Annotated in this window: 22 protein-coding genes; 10 read left to right on the forward strand and 12 right to left on the reverse strand. The window is 70.7% G+C overall.

Going from position 1 to position 21,751, the window contains the following annotated elements; translation table 11 throughout:
• From VKV26_07475 to VKV26_07490, 4 genes are all read left to right on the forward strand, one after another.
• Positions 1-119 (forward strand): IS5/IS1182 family transposase (locus VKV26_07475; protein HLZ69735.1); only part of this gene is annotated, 119 nt, incomplete at its 5' end.
• A 336-nt stretch (positions 120-455) separates the two neighbouring features.
• Complete coding sequence (mscL, locus tag VKV26_07480; GenBank protein ID HLZ69736.1) at positions 456-875, forward strand: large conductance mechanosensitive channel protein MscL; 420 nt, start codon at positions 456-458, stop codon at positions 873-875.
• Positions 876-989: 114 nt separating this feature from the next.
• Positions 990-1,409: a hypothetical protein gene (locus VKV26_07485; protein HLZ69737.1), complete on the forward strand. Its 420-nt coding sequence runs from the start codon at positions 990-992 to the stop codon at positions 1,407-1,409.
• A gap of 7 nt (positions 1,410-1,416) precedes the next feature.
• Positions 1,417-2,163, forward strand: coding sequence for an HAD family hydrolase (locus tag VKV26_07490; GenBank protein ID HLZ69738.1), 747 nt, complete (start codon positions 1,417-1,419; stop codon positions 2,161-2,163).
• A 27-nt stretch (positions 2,164-2,190) separates the two neighbouring features.
• On the opposite strand, the gene VKV26_07495 is transcribed toward VKV26_07490, so the two are convergent.
• The 4 genes from VKV26_07495 to VKV26_07510 all read right to left on the reverse strand — a co-directional run bounded on the left by VKV26_07495 (position 2,191) and on the right by VKV26_07510 (position 4,708).
• Positions 2,191-2,454, reverse strand: a complete 264-nt coding sequence (locus VKV26_07495; GenBank protein HLZ69739.1) for a hypothetical protein — start codon at positions 2,452-2,454, stop codon at positions 2,191-2,193.
• 185 nt (positions 2,455-2,639) lie between these two features.
• Positions 2,640-2,960, reverse strand: a complete 321-nt coding sequence (locus VKV26_07500) for a hypothetical protein (GenBank protein ID HLZ69740.1) — start codon at positions 2,958-2,960, stop codon at positions 2,640-2,642.
• A gap of 149 nt (positions 2,961-3,109) precedes the next feature.
• Positions 3,110-3,661, reverse strand: coding sequence for a Uma2 family endonuclease (locus VKV26_07505; protein ID HLZ69741.1), 552 nt, complete (start codon positions 3,659-3,661; stop codon positions 3,110-3,112).
• A gap of 39 nt (positions 3,662-3,700) precedes the next feature.
• Positions 3,701-4,708, reverse strand: coding sequence for a 2-dehydropantoate 2-reductase N-terminal domain-containing protein (locus VKV26_07510; protein ID HLZ69742.1), 1,008 nt, complete (start codon positions 4,706-4,708; stop codon positions 3,701-3,703).
• 105 nt (positions 4,709-4,813) lie between these two features.
• Here VKV26_07510 and VKV26_07515 point away from each other — a divergent pair, with 105 nt between their 5' ends.
• Entirely contained in the window at positions 4,814-5,110 is a 297-nt protein-coding gene (locus VKV26_07515; protein ID HLZ69743.1) for a hypothetical protein, read from the forward strand.
• A 59-nt stretch (positions 5,111-5,169) separates the two neighbouring features.
• Here VKV26_07515 and VKV26_07520 read toward each other — a convergent pair whose 3' ends face one another.
• The 3 genes from VKV26_07520 to coaE all read right to left on the reverse strand — a co-directional run bounded on the left by VKV26_07520 (position 5,170) and on the right by coaE (position 8,850).
• Positions 5,170-7,374, reverse strand: coding sequence for an APC family permease (locus tag VKV26_07520; GenBank protein HLZ69744.1), 2,205 nt, complete (start codon positions 7,372-7,374; stop codon positions 5,170-5,172).
• Positions 7,375-7,526: 152 nt separating this feature from the next.
• Positions 7,527-8,006, reverse strand: coding sequence for a universal stress protein (locus tag VKV26_07525; GenBank protein ID HLZ69745.1), 480 nt, complete (start codon positions 8,004-8,006; stop codon positions 7,527-7,529).
• A 151-nt stretch (positions 8,007-8,157) separates the two neighbouring features.
• Complete coding sequence (coaE, locus tag VKV26_07530) at positions 8,158-8,850, reverse strand: dephospho-CoA kinase (protein HLZ69746.1); 693 nt, start codon at positions 8,848-8,850, stop codon at positions 8,158-8,160.
• Positions 8,851-9,034: 184 nt separating this feature from the next.
• Between coaE and VKV26_07535 the strand changes: the two genes are divergently transcribed.
• The gene (locus tag VKV26_07535) at positions 9,035-10,123 is read left to right on the forward strand and encodes a class I SAM-dependent methyltransferase (GenBank protein ID HLZ69747.1); all 1,089 of its coding nucleotides are present in this window, start codon (positions 9,035-9,037) and stop codon (positions 10,121-10,123) included.
• Positions 10,124-10,255: 132 nt separating this feature from the next.
• Here VKV26_07535 and VKV26_07540 read toward each other — a convergent pair whose 3' ends face one another.
• Together VKV26_07540 and VKV26_07545 are read right to left on the reverse strand one after the other, a co-directional pair.
• On the reverse strand, positions 10,256-12,040 hold the full coding sequence (locus VKV26_07540) for a DNA repair helicase XPB (protein ID HLZ69748.1): 1,785 nt from the start codon (positions 12,038-12,040) through the stop codon (positions 10,256-10,258).
• Between the two features lie 172 nt (positions 12,041-12,212).
• Complete coding sequence (locus VKV26_07545) at positions 12,213-13,385, reverse strand: acyl-CoA dehydrogenase family protein (GenBank protein HLZ69749.1); 1,173 nt, start codon at positions 13,383-13,385, stop codon at positions 12,213-12,215.
• A 340-nt stretch (positions 13,386-13,725) separates the two neighbouring features.
• Between VKV26_07545 and VKV26_07550 the strand changes: the two genes are divergently transcribed.
• A complete protein-coding gene (locus VKV26_07550) occupies positions 13,726-14,559 on the forward strand; it encodes an MBL fold metallo-hydrolase (GenBank protein ID HLZ69750.1) in 834 nt (277 codons plus the stop codon).
• Positions 14,560-14,658: 99 nt separating this feature from the next.
• Here the strand turns inward: VKV26_07550 and VKV26_07555 are convergent, their stop codons facing one another.
• The gene (locus VKV26_07555) at positions 14,659-17,136 is read right to left on the reverse strand and encodes a helicase-associated domain-containing protein (GenBank protein HLZ69751.1); all 2,478 of its coding nucleotides are present in this window, start codon (positions 17,134-17,136) and stop codon (positions 14,659-14,661) included.
• Positions 17,137-17,229: 93 nt separating this feature from the next.
• Between VKV26_07555 and VKV26_07560 the strand changes: the two genes are divergently transcribed.
• A complete protein-coding gene (locus VKV26_07560) occupies positions 17,230-18,369 on the forward strand; it encodes a glycerate kinase (protein HLZ69752.1) in 1,140 nt (379 codons plus the stop codon).
• A 62-nt stretch (positions 18,370-18,431) separates the two neighbouring features.
• On the opposite strand, the gene VKV26_07565 is transcribed toward VKV26_07560, so the two are convergent.
• Positions 18,432-18,740 (reverse strand): hypothetical protein, encoded by a 309-nt coding sequence (locus VKV26_07565; protein ID HLZ69753.1) that lies wholly within the window; start codon positions 18,738-18,740, stop codon positions 18,432-18,434.
• Between the two features lie 118 nt (positions 18,741-18,858).
• Here VKV26_07565 and VKV26_07570 point away from each other — a divergent pair, with 118 nt between their 5' ends.
• Positions 18,859-19,599 (forward strand): hypothetical protein, encoded by a 741-nt coding sequence (locus VKV26_07570; protein HLZ69754.1) that lies wholly within the window; start codon positions 18,859-18,861, stop codon positions 19,597-19,599.
• 231 nt (positions 19,600-19,830) lie between these two features.
• Here VKV26_07570 and VKV26_07575 read toward each other — a convergent pair whose 3' ends face one another.
• Positions 19,831-20,562, reverse strand: coding sequence for a hypothetical protein (locus tag VKV26_07575; protein ID HLZ69755.1), 732 nt, complete (start codon positions 20,560-20,562; stop codon positions 19,831-19,833).
• Positions 20,563-20,777: 215 nt separating this feature from the next.
• Between VKV26_07575 and VKV26_07580 the strand changes: the two genes are divergently transcribed.
• Positions 20,778-21,746, forward strand: a complete 969-nt coding sequence (locus tag VKV26_07580) for an aldo/keto reductase (GenBank protein HLZ69756.1) — start codon at positions 20,778-20,780, stop codon at positions 21,744-21,746.
• Positions 21,747-21,751: the final 5 nt, after the last annotated feature.

The following is a 21,751-nucleotide window of genomic DNA, read 5'->3' on the forward strand; positions in this document are numbered from 1 at the left end:
AGTGCTGCCACAACCGGCTGAAGCAGTTCCGCGCCCTGGCCACCCGCTACGACAAGCGAGGCTGGAACTACCGCGCCATGGTGGTGATTGCCGCATTACTGCTGTGGCTCCCCAAGTGATTCACCAGACACGCCCTAGGCGGCCGGAGGCCGGCACGCGCCCGCTTGTCGCACGGTGAACGCGGCCGGCGGCATCGGTAACCGCACCGGGCTGACCGATCCGGAGCCCACCAGCGCGGCGGGCGGACGCGTATACCGGTAACTTCACTCCGCAGCGTGTGAGCCGGGGCAAACTGCCCGGCTCACACGCTGTGTTTGTCCTGATTTGCCGGCTTTTTCGCGGAGGGTACCGCGGCAACGGCGGTGCCAGCGTCGCGATCCGCACCATGAGCACGGCATGCGGGATCGCGGCGGCAGGGGCGCTGTACAGCAGGGGCAGGGGAAAGGGGTCTCGCAATGATCCAGGATTGGTGGCGCGACTTCAAAGTCTTCGCGTTGCAGGGCAACGCCCTCGACCTGGCGATCGGCATCATCCTCGGCATCGCCTTCAAGGCCGTGATCGACTCGCTGGTCGGCGACGTGCTGATGAACCTGATCGGCGCGATCTTCGGCAAGCCGAACTTTGACAACCTGCTGTTCCACGTCGGCCAGGGCGAAATCAACTACGGCAAGACGATCACGGCGACGGTCAACTTCCTGATCATCGCTATCGTGTTGCTGGCGGTCGTGAAGCTGCTCGCACGGCTTCATATCGCGCAACTGCGGGCGCAGGGCACACGCGAGTGCCCGTACTGCCGCAGCTTCATTCCGGTCGATGCGAGCCGCTGCCTGTACTGCACCTCCACCGTCGAGCCGACGCTGGTCGAGGCCGAGTAGGGCTGCCGCCCTGCCGGCCCGCGCTATTGCCGCGCGTCGAATGCCTGGGCCTGCCGTCGTCCTCTACCGGGCTGCGTATACTGGATCCATAGCATGCGCATGCGGAGGCCGACGATGTCCGGCGCGCTCGCCTACCCACCCGCTTCCCCGTCAAGCGACGAACTGCACCGCGCCGCGGCCGCGCAACCGCCTGCCCCGCCCGCGGACGCGGACGTTGTCGAAGCCTACCTCGCACGCCTGGAGGCGACGCTCGCCGCCCGCGTCGATCAGCAGGTCGCCGCGCAGAGCGATGCCTCGGGCCAGGCACTGGTCCGGCTGCAAAGCGGGCTGACGAAGCGCATCGCGGCCTCGCTGGCGATCGGCATTCCGCTGGTCGGCGCGGCCGGCAGCATCGCCGGCAGGTACGGTAACGGCCAGGCCGCCGTGGCAGGCATCATCGCCGTGCTGGTCGCGATCGTCGGCCTCAACGTCTACTACACCGAGGTTGAGAAGGACCTGGAGAAGGAGGGGCTGCGCAATCGCCGGCAGCCGTAGCCCGGATGTGGCGCCCAACGCCCACCTGCCGCACGAGTCCGGCCAGTCGAGCGCGGAGCGGCGGCCGATCCGCGCCGTGCTCTTTGATATCGGCGGGCCGCTGGACCTCGAAACCGAGCACGAGCGCCTGATCGACGCCGACATCGCGGCGTTGCTGGCCGCGGCGGGGCAGCCGGTGGCTCCCGCACGCTACGCCGAAGCCTGCCGCTTTGCTGTCGATTCCTTCGCGCCGAACGCCTACCAGGCGATCGTCTGGCGGCTGTGCACGGGCGATGCCGCGCTGGCCGCGCGCGTGTATGCCGCCGTCGAGGCGCGCTCCCACGCCCGCGACCTGTTCGAGCCGCGTCCGGGCATGCGTGAACTGCTGGCGGAGCTGCATGGCAGCGGCCTGCGGCTCGGCCTGGCCGCGAACCAGCCGGCCGCGGCGCTGGCCCGGCTGGACCGGCACGGCATGGGGCGGTTCTTCGCGCACCGCGAGGTTTCGGGCACGCTGGGCCTGCACAAGCCTGATCCGCGCCTCTTTCTCGCCGCCTGCTCGGCGCTGGCCGTCGAGCCGCAAGCCTGCCTGATGGTCGGCGACCGCATCGACAACGACATCGCGCCGGCGGCGGAGCTGGGCATGTCCACCGTGCTGTTCCGCACGGGCCGCCACCGCGAGCAGCAGCCGCGCACCTGGCTGGAGCAGCCGGACGCCGAGGTTGGCGATACGCACGAGCTGCGCCGCGCGCTACGACGGCTGGCAGCCGGCGGCTGACGAGCCGTCTGCCTCGCCGCCACGCGCTCAGCGCGTGTAGCCGGGAATGTTCGGCCCCGCTTCCTGGATCTGGCGCTTGAAGAACATCAGGAAGGTGGTGGGGCCAACGCTGTGCACGCTGCCGCGCTCGACGTCGCCGGGCACGTGCGCCTGCGTTTCCACCTGCCACGACTGGCTCCAGGGCAGCACCGAGACGCACTCCCAACCGTCTTTGCCGTACGACTCGAGCTTGGCAATGTCTTCCGGCTTCATCGGATCGACGGTGAGGAAGGCGTGCTGCCACTGGCTCATCGGGCGCTCCTCTGGCGCGGCCGCAGCGGCGGCGCGGGGTTTCGGGCTGGCGCCCGCCGTGATCAGGCGCGTGGCGCGGCGATCGCAGCAGCCTCGCACCCGGTATCGTAGCGCCGGCTCGAAACACGAACAACCGCGTCCTGCCGCACGCCCGCGCCGCCGTGGCGGCGCCTGCATGCCGGCGTTCAGGCGCGGTCGACGAGGAACGCCGCCTCGCAGGCGGCGTCGCAGAAGCGTACACGCGGCGCGGGCAGCGCCGCCCGGCAGTGCAGGCAGCGCACCTGCGCACCGCGCTCCCGGTAGATCGCCAGCATACGTTCCAGCTCGGCGATCACGGCGGCCAGCATCGGCGCGGAGAGCCGCGCCTGCAACTCGCGAGCGAAACCGGCCAGCCGCTCATCCTCCGGCCAGTCCGCCAGCAGCAGCGGCGGCGCCTGCGGATGCTTCAGCCGGTGCAGCAGATAGGCGAGGCCGTCGGTGTCGCGGCCGGCATACGAATCGGGCATCGCCCCCGCCTCATAGCAACACCGCAACACCGCAACGCCGCTACGCCGCTACGCCGTTCACGGTTTCACCAAGCATACCGCAGCGGCGCAAGCCGGGCGCCCGCATTTCACCGTTATGAAGAGCAGGCGCCGCCGGCATTTTCCTCCATTCAGGCGAACAGCTCGTCTACCGCGATGCTGAGGCCGGGCAGCACCGGCTCGCAGGAGAACGTTTCGCCGGCGTGAAAAATGCGCCGCTCGGCGGGCGAGGTCGCCGCCGTCACGGTCTGCGTGCCGGGATCGAGCAGCAACACCAGCCGTACGCCCGCGGCCAGCCACTCCTCGGACTTCTGCAGGACGTAGGCGGCGGTATCGCTTGGCGAGACGATTTCGACGACGAGGTCGGGCACGATCTCCGTGAACCTCTCCGGGATGCGGCCGGCCGGCAGGCGGTCGGCGGCGATGAAGCCTACGTCCGGCGCCCGCAGCCGGTCGGGACCGCGGTGCAGCACAATGCCGGTGTCGCCGGAGAAGACGCGGCCGGCCCCGGTGGCGCGGACGTGGAGGCCGAGAATGAACGACGCGTTGAACCGGATGCCGTCGTGCCAGAGGTTTGATGGCGCCAACTCGATCAGCTCTCCGTCCAGCAACTCGTAGTTGCAGTCCTGGTTGGGCATCCGCTCCAAATCTTCGATCGTGACCAGCCGCTTCTCGGACGTCATCGCCGGGATTCCTCTCTCCTCGATCGCGTGGCCAGTCGCTCAATCGGCAGGCGCGCTCGCCGTGGCGCCGAGCTGTGCGGCCAGCGCCTCGACGTCGGCCGCATCGTAGTCCCCGGGCTTGCCGCCCTCGGCCGCGAGCTGCTGCGCCAGGCGGCGCACGGCGGCGTTGTAGGGCGTGGGCACGCCGTGCAGCCGGCCCAAGAGCACGATCTCGCCGTTCAGGTAATCGACTTCGAGCCGGCTGCTGCCTTTGCTCAGGCTCTGCCAGGTGGAGCTGCCGCCGCGTTCGGCGCCGGGGATCTCGCCCCAGCTCGTGTGGCGGGAGACGTGCGCGTGGTACTCGTCGCGCGGCGCGTAGGCGATGCCGGCGGCGTCGAAGCAGGCGATCGCTTCCTGCGTCAACGCGTGCATGATCGCGCGGAAGGGCGCATCGGCGCGGCTGAGGGTGGAGAGCGCGTCGAAGCCGTTGCCCAGGTTGGTCAGCAGCTTGGCGTACTTGAGCCGCATCACCGCCGGGTCGGGGCGGCAGATGAAGCCAGCGTCGCCAAGATCCGCGGCGATCTGCTCGCAGAGCGCGTCACTGCCGCGCGGGAAGCAACCCAGGTCGAGCACACCCGCGATCGGCGCGCTCCAGCCCAGGACAGTGCCCGGCTCCATGAAGGTGGCCGGCAGGGCCACCAGCATGGCGTAGACGCGCGCGAAGCGCCGTGCGGCGATGCGCTCGTTGGCCACGCCGTTCTGGCAGCAGACGATCGCCACGTCGCGCCCGCCGGCCGCTTCGAGATCGTCCAGCGCCGCGCCCGTGTCCTGCGCCTTCATCGTCAGGATCACGATGTCCTGGTCAGAGAACTGCAGCTCGGCGGGGCGGCCCACGGCGGGCACCGCCAGCGTGCGGTCGCCGGTGGGCTCGCGCAGCAGCAGGCCGCGCGCGCGGATCGCCTCCAGGTGCCGGCCGCGGCAGATCAGCACCGTATCCTTGCCGGCGGCGAACAGCCGGCCGCCGACCACGCCGCCGATCGCACCCGCGCCGTAGATGATGTAGCGCATCGTCTCCCCTCTGTGTGCGGCAGCTTCCTGGTGAGCGCTGCGGGCCGCCTCCAGCACCTTCAGTGTACGATGCGAACCGGGGCAGACGACGGAGGGCTTGCGGCGGTGACGGGCGAGATCGACCTGCGCTACGGCAAGCGCCACGCCGAGCCGCTCAAACGGCTCGGCTACCGGCGCCACCCCCAGGGGATGGGCTGGGTGCGGCCGCTGAAGAAAGCCTGGTTCCCGCGCTTTCACCTCTACGCCGAGACCGACTGGGCGGCGCGCCTGGTGCGGCTCGATCTGCATCTCGACCGCGAGCGCGAAACCCCCGATGCCCGCGGCCCGACCGCCTCGGCCGACAGCGCCGAGGTCGCCGCCGAGCTGGCCCGCATCCTGAACGTGTTTCCGCCGGCCGGGTAGATCACTGGTGACAGGTCTCAGGTCGCAGCTTGATTGGAGGACAATCCCCGCTATTCCCTCTACCCTGCCCCCCGCCCCCTGCCTCCGCGCTTGCCGAGGTGCTGCGGCACGTCGGCGACCACCGTGTTCGGGCGGAAGAGGAGCGAGGCCTTCAGGCGCAGCGCCGTCTGCCCGTGCAGCAGGTGCTCGTACCAGTGCTCCGGCACAAACTCCGGCAGCACCACGGTGATGATGTGGCTCGGCCCGCGCTGCTGGCTCACCAGGTCGATATAGGCCATCAGCGGCCCCTGGAACGAGCGATACGGCGAGTCGATGATCACCAGCGGCACGTCGCTGCCCCACTCCTCCCAGCGGGTGCGCAGCCGCTCGGCGTCCTCCAGGGTGTCGGTGATGTGCACCGCCGTCACGTCGGTGGAGAGCGAGCGGGCGTAGGCCAGCGTCTGCACCACCGGCCGGTTGATGCTGCCCACGGGCACCAGCACGGTGTGCTTCACCGGCGCGGGCGGCGGCAGGTGGCGCAGCTCGTCGTCCGTCAGCTGCACTTCACGTTCGACCGTCTCGTAGTGGCGGCCGATCGCGCGCAGCAACAGCACGATCAGCGGGATCAGCACGATCACGATCCAGGCGCCGTAGATGAACTTGGTGCCAGCGATCACGAGCGCGACGATACCCGTGGCCACGGCGCCGGTGCCGTTGATGATCATGCTGCGCTGGGCGCCGCGCGCCTCCTCGCCGCCCTCACGCCGGCGCATGATCCAGTGCCGCACCATGCCCGACTGCGAGAGCGTGAAGGAGACGAACACGCCGACGGCGTAGAGCGGAATCAGGGCATCGGTGTTCGCCTTGAAGGCGATGATCAGCAGGCCGGAGATGATGCCCAGCACGATGATGCCGTTGGAGAAGGCGAGCCGCTCGCCGCGGAAGGCGAACTGGTGCGGCATGTAGCCGTCGTGCGCCAGGATCGAGGAGAGGCGGGGGAAGTCGGCGAAGCTGGTGTTAGCCGCCAGCACCAGGATCAGGAACGTCGCCGCCTGCGTGATGATGTAGAAGGGGTTGTTGCCCCGGCCGAACGACTCGTGCGCGATCTTGGAGAGCACGGTCTGGGCGCCCTTCTGCGCCGGGTCGTCGGGGCGGATGCCGTAGTGGTGGGCGAGGATGCTGATGCCAATGAACATCACGGCGAGGATCGAGGCCATCCAGGCCAGGGTGAGGCGCGCGTTCTGCGCTTCGGGCTTCTCGAAGGCCGGCACGCCGTTGGAGATCGCCTCGACGCCGGTCATCGCCGTGCAGCCGGAGGCGAAGGCGCGCAGGATGAGGAAGATGCCGACGCTCTCCGTACCCTGCTTCAGCAGATGCGCGCCGGCCTGCGGCGACCCGCCGCTCACCGGGTTGCCGCCGCCGCCGATGATCTTGAAAAAGGCGACGCCGATCATCAGCAGAATGCTGGCGATGAAGAGATACGTCGGCGCGGCGAAGATGCTGCCCGACTCTCGCACGCCGCGCAGATTGACGATCACCATGAACAGCAGCGCGGCCAGCGCGATCTCGACGGTGTAGGGATGCAGCGCCTCGATCGCCGAGGTGACGGCCTGCACGCCCGAAGAAATGCTCACCGCCACGGTGAGGATGTAGTCCACCATCAACGAGCCGGCGGCAATGAGGCCCGGCCAGACACCCAGCTCGTTGTGCGCGACGATATAGGAGCCGCCGCCGTTGGGATAGGCGCGGATCGTCTGGCGATAGGAGATCGCCACGATCGCCAGCAGGATGACGATGCCGATGCTGATCGGAATCAGGGCGCTGGCGATGCCGATGCTGGCGGCGCCCACCAGGATGTAGAGGATCTCCTCCGTGGCGTAGGCGACGGAGGAAAGCGCGTCGGAGGAGAAGACGGCGAGCGCCTTGACCTTGGTCAGGCGTTCGTGGGCGAGCTGCTCCGTGGCCAGCGGCAGGCCGATGAAGCGGCGCCGCAGGGACTGGCTGAAGCGGCCGAAGCCGCTGCGCGGCCTGGTCGCCTCTTCCGTCGCCATCAGCACACCGGGCTCGACGGCCTGGAACGTGGTCGAGTGCACGCGCAACTGGCGGACGTACTTCGAGCCGGGGCGCGAGCCGGTGCGCACCTCGCGCAGCTCAAGGTCGGGTCGCAGGCGGTTGATCGGCGGCGGCTGGCTGTCGCGCTGGTCGACGGCGGATCGCAGCCGGCCCTGCTCGTCGCGGGCGCCTTCCGTGTGCGGCGCCGACGTGGCGGCGCCGCGCAGCTCCATCGGGGCGCGCGGCTGGCGCGGCGGGGCCGGGCGCGAGATTATGCGCCGGCGCCCGGCATCTCCATCGACAGGCCCTTCGCCCGGAGCGCCTTGCTCTGGCGCCGGACGGTCTTCATCGGCCATGGCTCACCCCGTCCGCGCCGGTCTGACGGCTAGCGCTCGACCCCCTCATTGGCGAGTGTATCGCGGAAGATCCAGACCTGACACGGCGCCTCGCGCAGCAGGTGGTCGATCTTGGCGCCGACGGTGGGCTCGCCGATGCGCTCTTTCAGCTCCAGCCCGAGGAAGATCGCGTCCACGGCGAGGTTCTCGGCCTCGTCGATGATGCTGTTGCCCGCATCGCGCGCCTGCAGCAGCTCGGTTTCGACGTTCTGGCCCATCGCCTTGCCGATCTCCTCGGCGCGCGTGAGGATCTCGTTGCCGCGCTTCGACTCGGCCACCATCGGGTCGTCGATCGGCAGCGAGCGGCGCACGACGATCACGTGCACGGCGAAGACCTGCCCGCCGGTGCGGTTGGCGATGTCGCAGGCCAGCGCCAGTGCGGAGAAGGCCACCTCCGACCCATCGCAGGGCACCAGCATGCGGCGCGGGTGCAGCAGGGCGTCCGTACCTGGTAGCGGCTGGGCGGGCATGCAGGCACCTCGCGAGCGCGGCTCCGGCACCGGCGTTCTACCCGGCGCGGGCTGGCAGCGCGCGACGCGGGCGGCGCGACACCAGTGACCGTATGCAGACCATAGCAGCCCCGCGCACCACGTTCCAGCAAGCGGATAGGGGGCCGGGTGCTCAGCCGCCGGCCGCGGCGCCGGCGGCGACGGGCAGCGGGTTGGCGGCGCGCCAGAGGTGGTACTGGCTGCGGGGCAGCGACTCGTCGCGGCGCAGCTCCCAGAGGCGGCGGTAGGCGTAGCGCACGGCGTCAACCAGCGCCTCGCGGCCGTTGTCGTTGCGCAGCAACAGATCCGCCGCGCCGGCCCGCTGCTCCCAGGGCCGCTGGCTCGCCAGCCGCTGCGCCGCCTGCGCCGCGTCGAAGCCGTCGCGCGCCATCAGCCGCGCTTTCGCCGTCTCCGGCCGGCAGACCACCAGCCAGGTGGCATCGCACCAGCCGGCGTAACCCGGCTCGATCAGGTTCACCGCCTCCATCACGCCGCAGCCGTCCTCCGGCAGCGTGGCCCGCCAGCGGTCGATCTCGGCCTTGATCGTGCCGGTGATGTCGCCCATGGCACGCGTCAGCCGCCGCATCGCTTCCGGCTGGCCGAAGACCCTGGCGCCCAGCTTGCGCCGGTCGATCGCGCCGTCCGGGCCGACGACGTCTGCGCCGAACTCGGCGACGACGCGGGCAAAGCCCGGCGTATTCGGCGCGTAGAGGCCGTGCACCAGCGTATCGGCGTTGCAGTGCTCGGCGCCCAGCTCGACCAGCGTGCGGCAGACGAGGCTCTTGCCCGCGGCGATCGAGCCCGTCACTCCGATAACCAGCGGCATGGCGCTCCCCCGGCAAAAACTGCGGCATCGAGCACGGCGGGCCGTTCGCCCAGAGTCTACTCTACCCCGAACGCGGCGGATCGGCGTGGCCTTCTTATGACTCCGCTGTCGGCGCGGATCACCTCGCCGCTTGAGCTGCTACAGTCTCTCCCGATGGCCCTTTGCGCGGTGAAAGGAGCGGACAATGGCAGCGGCCGACGAGGCGACGCAAAAGCTGCAGCCGGCGGACCCGCGGGAGGTGCGAGCCTTCGCGGGCAAGCTGTTCGACTTCTACAACGGCGCCATGGTGACGTTTATGGTCGACATCGGCCGTCGCACGGGCCTGTTCGAGGCGGCGGCGCGCGGCCCGGCCAGCAGCGCCGAGCTGGCCGGCCGCGCCGGGCTGCAGGAACGCTACGTGCGCGAGTGGCTGGCGGCGCTGACCGCCGGCGGCGTCTTCACGTATGAACCGGCCGGCGGCATCTACATCCTGCCGCCGGCGCACGCCGCCTGCCTCACCGGCGACCCGAGGACCAACCTGACGGCTCCCAGCCGGCTGCCCGTGCTGCTGGGCAAGTTCGTGCCCGCGCTGGCGGAGTGCTTCGTTAACGGCGGCGGCGTCCCCTACTCGGCCTTCCGGCCCGAGTTTACCGAGAGCCAAACGATCACCAGCCGGACCCGCCACGACGCCTGGCTGCTCGACGGCTACCTGGCGGTGGGCGGCCTGCGCGAGCGGCTTGCGGCCGGCGCCCGCGTGGCCGATGTCGGCTGCGGCACGGGCCACGCCGTCAACCTGATGGGCCGAGCCTTCCCCGTCTCCAGCTTCACCGGCTTCGACATCGCCGCGGACGCGCTGGCGCTGGGCGAGGCGGAGGCCCGCGAGTTCGGCCTGCCGAACGTGCGCTTCGTGCGCCGCGACGTGGCCGAGCTGCCCGCGCAGCCACCCTTCGACCTGATCACCAGCTTCGACGCGATCCACGACCAGGCGCGGCCGGCAGCCGTGCTGCGCGGCATCCGCTCGGCGCTGGCCCCCGGCGGCGCGTACCTGATGGTCGAGCCGCGCGCCGGCAGCAACCTGGAAGAGAACCTCCGGAACCCCGGCGCGCCCTTCGCCTACGGTGTGAGCGTGCTGCACTGCCTCACCGTCTCGTTGGCGGAAGGCGGCGCCGGCCTGGGCACGCTCTGGGGCGAGCAGATCGCCCGCCGGATGCTGGGCGAGGCCGGTTTCACCTCCGTCGAAGTCACGCCCGCGCCCGACCGGCTGAACAACCTCTTCCTCTGCCGGCCAGAGTGAGCGAGAAGCGGTAGCCGCTGTGCGACGTTCCGCCAGGCGCCCGGATAACCGCACACCCACCGGAGCGCCCGACGCCGGATCGCCCCTCGCCCAGGATTGGGAGAGGGGTATGTAGTATGAGGTGAGGGCCGACTACTCCGGCGCGCCGAGCCGGCGCAGCGGTGTCACGTTCGGCGGCAGCTCGGCGGCGCCGTTGTGCGCGGGCGGCGCGGCGCCGTCGGCCACAGCCAGACCGGCGCCGGGCAGGTAGTCCACGATCTCGTAGCGGTAGCCCTGCTCGGTGAGAAAGCGCTGGCGATTGGCGGCGAAGTCGCGGTCGCGCGTGTCGCGCGTGACCACACTGTAGAAGCGCGCCTGGCCGCCGTCCGACTTCGGCCGCAGGATGCGCCCCAGCCGCTGCGCTTCTTCTTGCCGTGAGCCAAAGCTGCCCGAGGCCTGGATCGCCACGTTGGCGTCGGGCAGGTCGATCGAGAAGTTCGCAACCTTGGAGACGACGAGCAGCTTCTCCTCGCCCGCCTTGAACTTCGCGTAGAGCTTCTCGCGCTCGCGGTTCGGCGTCTTGCCGGTGATGATCGGGCACTCCAGCAGCTTGGCGAAGTGATCGAGCTGTTCAAGGTACTGGCCGATGACAAGCACCGTATCGGCGCGGTGCAGCGCCGCCAGGTCCACGACGACCTGCTCCTTGGTCGGGTTGGTGCTGGCGATACGGAACTTCTCGGTCGGATCGGCCACGGCGTAAGCCATGCGCTGCGACTCGTGCAGCGGCACGCGCACCTCGACGCAGGTCGCCGTGGCGATCCAGCCCTGCGCTTCGAGATCGCGCCAGGGCACGTCGTAGCGCTTCGGCCCGACGAGGGCGAACACGTCGTCTTCGCGGTGGTCCTCGCGCACCAGCGTGGCCGTGAGACCGAGCCGGCGCCGCGCCTGGATCTCGGCGGTGATGCGGAAGACGGGCGCGGGCAGCAGGTGCACCTCGTCGTAGACGATCAGCCCCCAGTTCTCCTGGTTGAACAGCTCGAGGTGCGGGTAGGTCTCGCGCCGCTCGGCGTCGCGCTTGACGTGCGTCATCACCTGATAGGTCGCCAGCGTGACGGGCTTGATCTCCTTGCGGGCGCCGGAGTACTCGCCGATCTCGTCGGGGCGGAGCGATGTCTTATCCAGCAGCTCGTCGCGCCACTGGTGCACGGCGGTGACGCTGGTGCAAAGGATCAGCGTACGTGCGTTGGCCTTCGCCATCGCCGCCATGCCGATCACGGTCTTACCGGCGCCACAGGGCAGGACGAGGGCGCCGCTGCCGCCGCGCGCCGTGCCGCCTGCCCAGAAGGCATCGGCCGCCTGGGTCTGGTATTGGCGCAGCTCGAAGTGCAGGCCGGTCTTCGTCTCCTCCCGCAGCGCGATCTCAAGCCGCTCGCCCTCGACGTAGCCGGCGAGGTCTTCCGCGGGCCAGCCGATGCGGATCAGCGCCTGCTTGAGCCGGCCGCGCTCGTGCGCGGGCACGGCGATCTCCAGCGGGTCGGTGCGGGCGAGGAAGAGGCGCTGCAGCTCCTTGTGGCTCCAGATCTCCTCGACGAGATACTGGTCGTCGCCGCGCAGCACCAAATCGTCGCCGCGCTTTTCGAGCTTCAGCCGCCCGTAGCGGCCGGCGTAGTCGCGCACATCGGCGACAACGCTGCCGGGTACGTCGAACTTGGAGAAGCGCTCCAGCGCCGCCACCATCTGGTCGGGCTCCATGCCGGCGGCGCGGGCGTTCCAGAGCGAGAGCGGGGTGATTCGATAGGTGTGGATGTGCTCGGGGCTCTTCTCCAGCTCCGCGAACGGCGCCAGCGCATCGCGCGCCTGCGGGTAGAGCGGGTTCTCAACCTCCAGCAGCACGGTGTTGTCCGACTGGACGATGAACGGGTTGTCGGGTTGATACATGGATCGGCCCTTCGACGGCAGTGCTCGCTCCATTATCGCCGCTGCGTCGCCGCCGCTCATAGCGAGCCGAGCAGTCGGAGACGATGCCTGCTGACGCGCTGGTCAGTGCTTTCAATCCAGGCTCGCCATCGCCACTATCGAGCGGGTACGGGGTGGCCGCGGCGAGGTTTGCTCAGAAGATCGGCGTATCCGGCTCCAGTCCGAACAACACCCGCCCGGCCGCCTCCATGACGCGCGGATGCACGACGGCGTGCTGCGTCATCGCGTGGACATCGCGGAAGGCGCGTTCCAGCGGAAAGCTGGTGTAGAGCGAGGTGGCGCCGCCGCTCAGGTAGAGCAAATCCACCGCCTGCACGGCACTGTTCACCGCGTGATTCGTCGCCAGGCGTACGCGCATGCACCCCGCCGCATCGGCTTCACCGTCCGCGAGCACCTGGCTCCACAGCCGCTCAACCGTCTCGAAGAGCAGCAGCCGTGCCGATCCGACGAGCGCCTCCGCTTGCGCCAGCCGCGCCTGGGCGCCGTGATCCTCGCTCAGCGTGCCGCGCGAGACTTCGGGCCGCTTGGCGCCGCCAAGCTCGATCAGCGCCTCGATCGCCGCGCGGGCGATGCCGAGCGCCAGCGCACCGCAGCCCGGACCAACGCGCGTGGATGAAGGGAAGCGGTAGCGCGGCTCCGGCAGCACAAGCGGATCGGAGTGCCACGATCCACAGTGTTCGGGCACGAAGAGGTCTTCTACTATGACGTCGTGGCTGCCGGTGCCGCGCAGACCGCCCGCGCTCCAGGTATCGACGATCCGGCAGTCGGCGGTGCGGCAGTACATATGGCGTCGCTGCGGTGTGCCGGCCGGCGTTGGCCGCGGGCTGCCACCCTCATGCACGATGCAGTGGAGCTGCAGCCACTCGGAGATCTGGCAGCCACTGACCAGCGACCAGCGGCCGCTCACGCGATAGCCGCCATCCACGACCTCGGCGCGTCCCTTCGGCTGCGTGCTGTTGGCCGTGATGACAGCCGGCGCCGAGAAGATTTCGGCCGCAGCGCGCGCATCGAGCCGCGCCACCGTCCAGTAGGTGTTGCCGTTCCACACGCACCAGGCGACGGCGGGGTCGGCCTTCGCCAGCTCTTCGAAGATCAGCAGCCCCTCGGCCGGCTTCAGGTCGAGTCCGCCGTACGCGGCCGGCAGCGAGATGCGGAAGAAGCCGGCCGCGGCCAGGTCGGCGGCGAGGTCGTCGGGCAGGCGTCGCTCGGTCTCGATCCGATCGCGCTCCGCAAGCAGCCGTGGCCGGAACGCGCGGGCCGTTGCCAGCAGCGGCGTGACCGCCTCGCTTAAATCGATGGTCGTCATCATCATCTCCATGGCCATCGGACGGAGAAGGCGACTGATCAGCACCGGGCGAACGCCAGCGATATTGCGCCAGCATGCGGAGCGCGCCGAGCGGGTGTCAACGTCGCACGCACGGCCGAACCTTGAGACTTCGGCAAACGTGGCAAGCCGGGGCCGGTTCCAACGGCGGCTCTATTCCTCCGCCACGACCGTCGCGGCCGCACCCTGCCCGCCCGGCCAGCCCCCTGCCGCCGCCGTGCGTGTCACGGCCGACAACATCTCCGCCGGACACAGCGGAGTCGATACACCGTCAGAGGGACGCACCGCGTATGCTGACGACGGGCAGCGAAGGGAGGGCCAGATGCAGCGGGTGTCGATCGGCTCGGTCGAGATCACGGCGTTGCTCGACGCCCCCTTCCTCCAGAACCCCAGGATTCTGACGCCGGACCATGCGGACGAGATGGCGGCCGAGTACCGCGATTCGCTCGACGATCGCGGGCTGTGCATGGGCGCCGTCACTTGCTATCTCATCCACGCCGCCGGCCAGCGCATCCTCGTCGACACCGGCATCGGCCCGCGCAAGCGCCCTGGCTTTCCCGCCGGCCATCTCGACGACGCGCTGCGCGAGGCCGGCGTCCGCCCCGATGAGATCGACGTCGTGGTCCACACGCACCTGCACACCGACCACATCGGCTGGAACACCTACGACGGCGAAGACGGACGGATCGCGGTCTTCTTCCCCAGGGCGCGGTTCGTGATCCAGCAGGCCGAATGGGACTACTGGATGACGCCCGAAATGCTGATCGAACCCCGCCACGCTGCTCTGAGCGAGTGCATCGAGCCCCTGCGCGACGGCGGACGCATGCAGTTCACGCAGGGCGAGGAGACGTTCGGCAAACATCTCGTCTTCATCTCCGCGCCCGGCCACACGCCTGGGCACGTCGCCATCGGTATCTCCGACGCGGGCGAGCGCGGGGTGATCATCGGCGACGCGAGCCATCACCCGTTCCACGTGGCGCACCCCGACTGGGTCACACCGCTCGACTGGGATCCGGTGCAGGCCGCGGCCAGCCGCGATCGTATCTTCAACCTGGCGGCGGATGAGCAGCGCCTGGTGCTGGGCGGCCACTGGAAGCACCCCGGCTGGGGCTCCATCGTGCGCTTGAACAGCAAGCGCAGCTTCCGCGCCCGCTGACCACCGGAATGAACCGGCGAGGGCCGATCCCGACGCTGGCTTTGCGGCGGAGGTTCTCGCCCCGGGGCGCTTCCCGCCGGCGGCGCGTTCTGCGCAGCGCTAATTGTAGCCCGGGCGGAACCGTTGGCCGGTCATGCGCGCCCAGTTAATGCGCTCGACCTTGAACTCGCGGCGGCGGCCCGTGCTGCGGTCGTAGCCGTAGGCCGTCTGGCCGTCGAACATCTCCGGCTCGATCTCGCGCTTGCTCGTGCGCTCAACGCCGTTGCTCTTGCCGCGGTACTGCATCTCGACCACGGCCCGCCGTGCCACGGCGTCCTCGAGCAGGCCGATCACCGCCTGCAAGCTCGTCGCCCGGCCGCCCGCCTCCGCCAGCAGCTCCTCGTCCTCGCCGTCGATCGAGAACACCGGCGGCGTCGCCCGGCCCGCGCCCTGCGCGCCGCCGCCGGCCGGCAGGGCGCGCAGGACGGGGTGTGCCGTGCCCGCGGTGGTGTCGGCCACGGGCATGTGGCCGGCGGCGCGCAGCGCGTCGAGAATCGTGCCGATCGGCCCGCCGAAGCAGATCGCGACCGTCTCTGAGAGCCGGCGCAGGTTCAGCGCCGCCAGCTTGCGGTCGGCCATCAGCTCGACGAGCAGATGCGGATCGTCCACGGTGATGTAGTAGTTCGCCTGGCCCACGTGCAGGCGGCCGTGCAGCCGGCTCACCTCCTCCAGCAGCGCCAGCACCGTGGGCGGCAGCGGCGCATCGCTGTGCTGCTCCAGCAGCTTGCGGATCGAGGCGGGCGTGGCTTTGCGGTCCAGCGCCCGGCGCAGCGAGGCGCGGGTGAGCGTCAGTGTGCGCATACCGGGGGCGCCGCGCAGGTCGGCGAAGTCGCGCAGGGCGAGATAGAGCGAGGGCGCGACGTTGGGCGGCGCAAGGATATCCAGCGTCGGCTGCACGATGATGCGATCGGTGCGCGGCGGCAGCTCCGCCTCGGCCGCCGACTCGCCGCGCAGCAGTACGCGCCCCGCCGGCGTAAGCCGTAACGCGACCGTGTCGGGCGGCGTGCCGGGCGTGCCGCTGGTTTGCAGCGGCTCGGCCAGACCCAGCCAGGCGAGTGTGCGCAGGAAACCGCGGGCGAATTTCTCCGGCGAGGGGATGTCGCCCGGCAGCAGCGCTCGTGTCCCCGTGCCGCCGAAACGCAGCGGCGCCGCAAACGCGAGCCGTGCGGCGTACGAAACGAGCGCCGCGCCCGTGTCCGGCAGCGTCCTGATCTGCTCAAGCGCCGTCTCGCGCTCCTCGCGGCCGATGTCGAACTGCGCCTCGCCGCGGTCCAGCCCCTCGTCGCGGTCGTCGCGCCAGCCCCGCAGCTCCTTCCAGCCTTCCAGCAACGCCGAGCGCGCCTCGATCTCCGGCTGCTCGAACAGCTCGGCCACGCGCTTCGGCCGCACCTTCAGGCCGGCGTTGCCGTCCAGCAGCTTGAGCTGCAGGGCCAACGTGGCGAGCAGATCGGCGTAGACCGCGTCGTTGAGGCTGAGCTGGCGGGCGATGCGCTTGATCGCCGGCCGGGGAAAGAGCCGGCGCTGCGTCAGCGCGGGGCGCGTCTCGTCGATGAAGTGCAGGCATTCGGCCAGGTCCAGCAGCGGTGCGGGCTGGCCGCCGGCGGGCCTGGCCTCGGCCGGCGGCGGCGCGAAGACCGGTTCGGCGAAGTCGGCCGCGCTGAGCGAGAGCGGCGGCACCAGCGCCTGCAAGACCTCGTCCACGACGGTGAAGGAGCTGGCCCAGTCCCCGCCGTAGGGCACGACAAGGCCGCGCCCCTGCAACGTCATCAGCGGCCCGGGGTTGCCGCGCCAGGCATTCTGTGTCAGGCGCAGCTCGTAGCCGTAGTAGCTGTTCCTGCCCGCCGCTTTGGGGAAGCGCTGCAGCAGGCTGTAGGCATCCACCGTGCCGCCCGCGTCGAGCACGCCCTGGAACACGTCGCGTTCGTCCGGCGGCAGGGCGGCGATCTCTTTGCGCAGGCGCTCGCCGTCCTTCAGCGCGGCGACGAGCGCCTGCACACGGTCCTGCTTGCGTGGCTTTGCCGGCGTCAGCCCCATCGCCGCGCAGATCACGCCGAGCGTATCCGAGTTCAGCGCCTCGAAGACCTGCTGCGCCGGCCGGGCGCCGCCCAGCCGTCCCATCAGCACAGCGCCGATCGCGGCCGGCACGGCCAGCGCGTCGTGCGGCGCCGCGGCGGGAATGACCAGCAGCAGCTCGCGCAGCCGTTGTAATGCGGCACGCAACAGCGATACATCGGCGTGCTGGCGCAACCGCTCGATCAGCCGCTCGGCCGTGAGCGGCCCGAGCTGCCAGACGGCCCGCAGCACGGCGAGATCGCGGTGTGTCAGCTCGGCCAGCGCGAGCTGAATGCCCGGCACGGCGACGAGCTGCGTGGCGAGGACCGCGCGGCGCGTAGAGAGATCGACGCCGCCGAACTGGCCGAGCTGCAGGCCGCGCGCTTCGGTGATACGGTCCAGCTCCGCCGCCGGCAGCCGCGCCAGCGCGCCCGCGATCTCCTGCGTCGCCGGGTCGAGCCAGCCAACCGGCGTGTAGAGCGCCATCTTCCCGCCTCGCTCTGTGTATTGTAAGGGGCGGCACGGCTACGGGCGCACGCCGCGGGCGGTACGCGGCCCGGGAGCGGACGGGCAATCGCGATGCGCATCATGATCGCCCCGCAGGAGTTGAAGGGCAGCCTCAGGGCCGCCGAAGCCGCCGCCGCGATCGCTGACGGCCTGCAGCGTGCCTTGCCCGCGGCCGAATTCGACCTGCTGCCGCTGGCGGACGGCGGGCCGGGCACGCTCGACGCGCTGCTGGCGGCGCGTGGCGGCGAGGCGCGCACGGCGCGGGTGAGCGGGCCGCTTGCCGGCGCGAAAGTCGAGGCGCGCTTCGGCGTCTTCGCAGGCGGCATGGCGCTGATCGAGACGGCGGAGGCGAACGGGCTGGCGCTGCTGACCCGGCTGGGGCTGGCGCAGGACCCGGCTCAAGCAACGACGCGCGGCGTCGGCGAGTTGATCGGCGTCGCGCTGGATGCCGGTTGCCGCCGCTTCCTGCTCGGCATCGGCGGCAGCGCTACCAACGACGGCGGCGCCGGCATGGCGCAGGCGCTCGGCTTCCGCCTGCTGGACGCGCACGGCCAGGAGCTTGCGCCGGGCGCGGCGCCGCTGGCGCGGCTGGACCGCATCGAGGCGGGCGGCGCCGACCCGCGCCTGGCGGCATGCGCCTTCGAGGTGGCCGTGGACGTGCAGAACCCGCTCTGCGGCCCGCAGGGCGCGACGGCGGTCTACGGCCCGCAGAAGGGGGTGCGGCCCGAGCAGGTTGCGGACCTCGATGCGGCGCTGCGCCGCCTGGGCGAGACGATCGCCCGCGACCTCGGCCGCGACGTGCTGGAGCTTCCCGGCGCGGGCGCGGCGGGCGGGCTAGGCGCGGGGCTGGTCGGCTTTCTCGGTGCGCGGCTGCGGCCGGGCTTCCAGATCGTCGCCGAGGCGGTGGAGCTGGAAGCGCATGCCCGCGCCGCCGATCTGATCGTCACCGGCGAGGGGCGGCTGGACGGCCAGACGCCGTTCGGCAAGACGATCGCCGGTCTTGCAGCCGTGGCACGGCGACACGGCAAACCCGTGATCGCACTGGTCGGCGGCATCGCGGCGGACTTCAAGCCGGAGACGGTGCCGGGCCTCACGGCGGCGTTCGCGCTCACCTCGCGTCCGCTGTCCCTGGATGAGGCGCAGGCCGAGGCGCGCCGGCTACTCGCAGCCGTGGCTGAACAGGTGGGACAGGTGATCGCGGCGCTGGGCTGAAATGCTCGCTGCGCCGGGTGTTGGGGCAGGTGCGGGGCGGTATGGGACGACTGCATCGGCCCCTACGGGCGTGGATGCAACAGATCGCGTTCGAGGCCGGCCATGCGCAGCAGCTCGTAGTCGGTGGCGCAGCCGTTGCAGAACCGCAGCTCGCCGTAGGCCAGGGCGCCGGCGGCGGACCGCTCGCGCCCGCAGCGGTCGCAGACCATCGTTTCGGCGGGAAGCGAGCGGGCGAGGTCGTCGTCGCGGAAGGTGCGCATGGCGCCGAAGATCGCCGCGATCTGCGCGGCGCTGAGCGACGGGCGCGGCACCAGGCCGGCGCTCGCCGTCCCATCATTGGGCTGCTCTGTCCGGCGCGAGCCGTGCTTCATCCGCTTTGCCCTCCGCGTCCAGCCTAGCGCCGCTGCTGGCGTTCCCGATTACGAACGGGTAAAAAGCTGGTGAAAGCTTCGTTTCTCGCGTCGAGACCTGGTAAGGAAGCACACGATCATGGCCGAATCGCAGCCTCTCTTGCTGCTCGTGCAGCTCAACGTCGCCCCGGAGCACGAGACGGCGCTGAACGACTGGTATCACGCGCATGTGCCGCACCTCTTGCAGGTGCCCGGCTACCGCTGGGGCCGGCGCTACCGCGGTATCGTGGGCGAGATCGGCTACCTGGCGCTCTATGCGATCGCCGGGCGCGAGTGGCTGCCGCGCCTGCTCGGCGCCGACCCGGCGCAGCGCCCCGCGATCGTCAACGCGGAGTTCGAGAAGTTCGGCGCTCTGCCCGGTCTCTCCGACGTGGCGATCAACGTCTTTGAGCAGGTCTACGGCACGCCCTTCACGCCGACGCTGCTGGACCGCGACTATCTGCTCAGCCTGGTGACCAGCGCCTGCCGGCCGGAGGTGGAAGAGGAGTTCAACCGCTGGTACAACGGCTCGCACGTGCCCAACCTGCTCAAAGTGCCGGGTTATGTGAGCGGCATGCGCTTCCGCCTGGTGGACGACCCCGCGCTGGCGCACCTGAACATGGCGCCGCGCTACCTGGCGCTGTACGAGATCCAGAGCGCGGAGAGCGTGCCGCACATCGCCGACCCGGAGACGATGAGCCCGGAGGCCCGCGCCGAGTTCCAGAATTTCCAAACGCTCGGCGCACCGCTGCTGCACGGGGCGATCGGCTGGAACATCTACACGCCGCTGGCCAAGCACTGGCCCCCATCCCCCGGTTCATCCCTCGGCCCCCAATCCTAGGGGAAGGGGAGATCGATGTACGGGGCGATTGCGGCTGAAGGCGGAGCGCAAGCGCTCCCCGGATCCGATCCGAAGCTCCCCTCTCCATGGAATGGAGGGGGGCTGGGGGTGAGGCCACACGGCGCGCTGCACAGCCACCGCCCAATCGGATCGCCCCGTTCCTCCCCACTCTCCCCTGTGTTCCCCATCTGCCCCATAGTCCCCCGTGGTCCCCATGAATGGGGAGAAGGATCAGGGGCCAGGGGCCGGCGGCAGCGCCAGGCGCAGCGTGCCGCTCCACTGGACCGCGGCCGAGCGCGGGTAGCGATCGACGGCGCCCGGCTGCGGCAGGCTGGCCGTGGCGCCGTCGCTGAAGGGGATGGCGGCCGGCGAGGCGGGGCTCAGGTTCGTCGTGCCCGCGCCGATGCCGGAGAAGTCGCGCACACTCTGGCCGCCGTCGGCCGCACAGGCGCCGGAGCCGCGCACGTCCTCCTGCGTCACGCGGATCGTGGCAATGCGCAGCGTGCCGCCGTCGTCGGTGACGCTGCCGGCGATCTCGACCTGCGGGTTGACCAGGTGCAGATCCCAGGCACAGCCGTTGGCGTTCAGCGCAAGCGCGGCGCTGATCGGCGCGGTGCTGTCGAAGGTGTCGTCGCTGTCGAGGGCAATGCCCACGTCGTTCGCCGTGTAGCTGTAGGTGTAGCTGCCGCCGCCCTCGAGCGAAACCGCCAGCGTGGCCACGAACGAGACGCTGGCGCCGGCCGTGGCCTGCCGCCTCAGCGCGGCGGCAGCCTTCACCGGCGCGGGGATGGTGCTGCTGCTCGCCGGCGCCGTCCGGCCGCTTGCCGCCGGGGCGGCGGTGGCAGCGGCTCTTGCGCCGCCTGCCGCTGGCGTGATGCCGGTGGCCGGCGTGGTCCCCGCGTGGCGCCCGCCGCAGGCGAGCGTGATCAGGGCAACGAGCAGAGAGCCGTAACGCAGGCGCATGCACCGTTCCCTCATGTTGCTAAAGATACGAGTGGGGAGCCATCTTCCACTCTGCCGGGCGCTGAGCTGCTCCACCAAGTGCGCCGGCGGTGCTTCCGTTGTGCGCGGGCAACGCGGCGGCGCTTCCGCCATCGATGTCCGGGACGGCTTGACCCTCGCCCGCGCACGCACCACGCTCGAAGCGTTGGCGCGATTGCGCGCGGGGGAAGCGATCGATGGACGTTCGGCGGCTGGGCCGCAGCGGCCTCAAGGTCTCGGCGCTCTGCCTGGGCACCATGACCTTCGGCAACCAGGCAGACGAGGAGCCCTCCTTCGCGATCATGGACAAGGCGTACGAGGCCGGCATCTTCTTCTTCGACTCGGCCGACGTCTATCCGGTGGTGCCACGGTCGGAAACCTGGGGGCGCAGCGAGCAGATCGTCGGCAACTGGCTGCGCAACCGCGGCCTGCGCGAGCGCGTCGTGCTGGCCACGAAGGCCCGCGGCACGGTCGGCCCCGGCCCCAACGACGCCGGCCTCTCGCGCAAGCACCTGCTGGACGCGATCGACGCCTCGCTGCGCCGCCTGCAAACCGAGTACGTGGACCTCTACCAGGTCCACGCCTTCGACCCCGAGACGCCGCTGGACGAGACCCTGCGGGCGCTGGACGAGATCGTGCGCAGCGGCCGGGCGCGCTATCTCGGCTGCTCCAATTTCGCCGCCTGGCAGCTCGCCAGGGCGCTGTGGATCAGCGACAAGCAGAACCTCGCGCGCTTCGATTCGGTGCAGCCGCGCTACAACCTGCTGGACCGGCGCATCGAGGACGAGCTGCTGCCGCTCTGCCGCGACCAGGGCGTGGGCGTGATCCCATACAGCCCGATCGCCGGCGGCCTGCTCACCGGCAAGTACGGCGCCGGCCGCGAGCCGGACGCCAACGCCCGCTACATTCTGTTTGGCCGGCAGGCGCAGATCACGCCGCAGGCATTGGCGGCGATCGACGGCCTCACGGCGCTGGCACGCGAGCACGACGCGACGCTGGCGCAGTTCGCCGTCGCCTGGGTGGCGGCGCAGCCGGGCGTGACGGCGCCGATCATCGGCGCCACGCGGCCGGAGCAGCTCGACGAGACGCTTGGCGCCGTCAAGCTGAAGCTGGACGAGGAGACGCTGCATCGCGCCACCGCGATTGCCCGCGCTGCCGGGGCATGAGGGAG

Source organism: Dehalococcoidia bacterium (assembly GCA_035310145.1).
In the GTDB taxonomy this organism is placed as follows: domain Bacteria; phylum Chloroflexota; class Dehalococcoidia; order CAUJGQ01; family CAUJGQ01; genus CALFMN01.

Coding starts and splice junctions, on each gene's coding strand:
- VKV26_07550 (HLZ69750.1), top strand. CDS start 13,726: ATGCAGCGGGTGTCGATCGGCTCGGTCGAGATCACGGCGTTGCTCGAC.
- VKV26_07535 (HLZ69747.1), top strand. CDS start 9,035: ATGGCAGCGGCCGACGAGGCGACGCAAAAGCTGCAGCCGGCGGACCCG.
- VKV26_07570 (HLZ69754.1), top strand. CDS start 18,859: ATGGCCGAATCGCAGCCTCTCTTGCTGCTCGTGCAGCTCAACGTCGCC.
- VKV26_07540 (HLZ69748.1), bottom strand. CDS start 12,040: ATGTATCAACCCGACAACCCGTTCATCGTCCAGTCGGACAACACCGTG.
- mscL (HLZ69736.1), top strand. CDS start 456: ATGATCCAGGATTGGTGGCGCGACTTCAAAGTCTTCGCGTTGCAGGGC.
- VKV26_07575 (HLZ69755.1), bottom strand. CDS start 20,562: ATGCGCCTGCGTTACGGCTCTCTGCTCGTTGCCCTGATCACGCTCGCC.
- VKV26_07520 (HLZ69744.1), bottom strand. CDS start 7,374: ATGGAGCTGCGCGGCGCCGCCACGTCGGCGCCGCACACGGAAGGCGCC.
- VKV26_07545 (HLZ69749.1), bottom strand. CDS start 13,385: ATGACGACCATCGATTTAAGCGAGGCGGTCACGCCGCTGCTGGCAACG.
- VKV26_07560 (HLZ69752.1), top strand. CDS start 17,230: ATGCGCATCATGATCGCCCCGCAGGAGTTGAAGGGCAGCCTCAGGGCC.
- VKV26_07505 (HLZ69741.1), bottom strand. CDS start 3,661: ATGACGTCCGAGAAGCGGCTGGTCACGATCGAAGATTTGGAGCGGATG.
- VKV26_07565 (HLZ69753.1), bottom strand. CDS start 18,740: ATGAAGCACGGCTCGCGCCGGACAGAGCAGCCCAATGATGGGACGGCG.
- VKV26_07485 (HLZ69737.1), top strand. CDS start 990: ATGTCCGGCGCGCTCGCCTACCCACCCGCTTCCCCGTCAAGCGACGAA.
- VKV26_07495 (HLZ69739.1), bottom strand. CDS start 2,454: ATGAGCCAGTGGCAGCACGCCTTCCTCACCGTCGATCCGATGAAGCCG.
- VKV26_07510 (HLZ69742.1), bottom strand. CDS start 4,708: ATGCGCTACATCATCTACGGCGCGGGTGCGATCGGCGGCGTGGTCGGC.
- VKV26_07525 (HLZ69745.1), bottom strand. CDS start 8,006: ATGCCCGCCCAGCCGCTACCAGGTACGGACGCCCTGCTGCACCCGCGC.
- VKV26_07500 (HLZ69740.1), bottom strand. CDS start 2,960: ATGCCCGATTCGTATGCCGGCCGCGACACCGACGGCCTCGCCTATCTG.
- VKV26_07555 (HLZ69751.1), bottom strand. CDS start 17,136: ATGGCGCTCTACACGCCGGTTGGCTGGCTCGACCCGGCGACGCAGGAG.
- VKV26_07580 (HLZ69756.1), top strand. CDS start 20,778: ATGGACGTTCGGCGGCTGGGCCGCAGCGGCCTCAAGGTCTCGGCGCTC.
- coaE (HLZ69746.1), bottom strand. CDS start 8,850: ATGCCGCTGGTTATCGGAGTGACGGGCTCGATCGCCGCGGGCAAGAGC.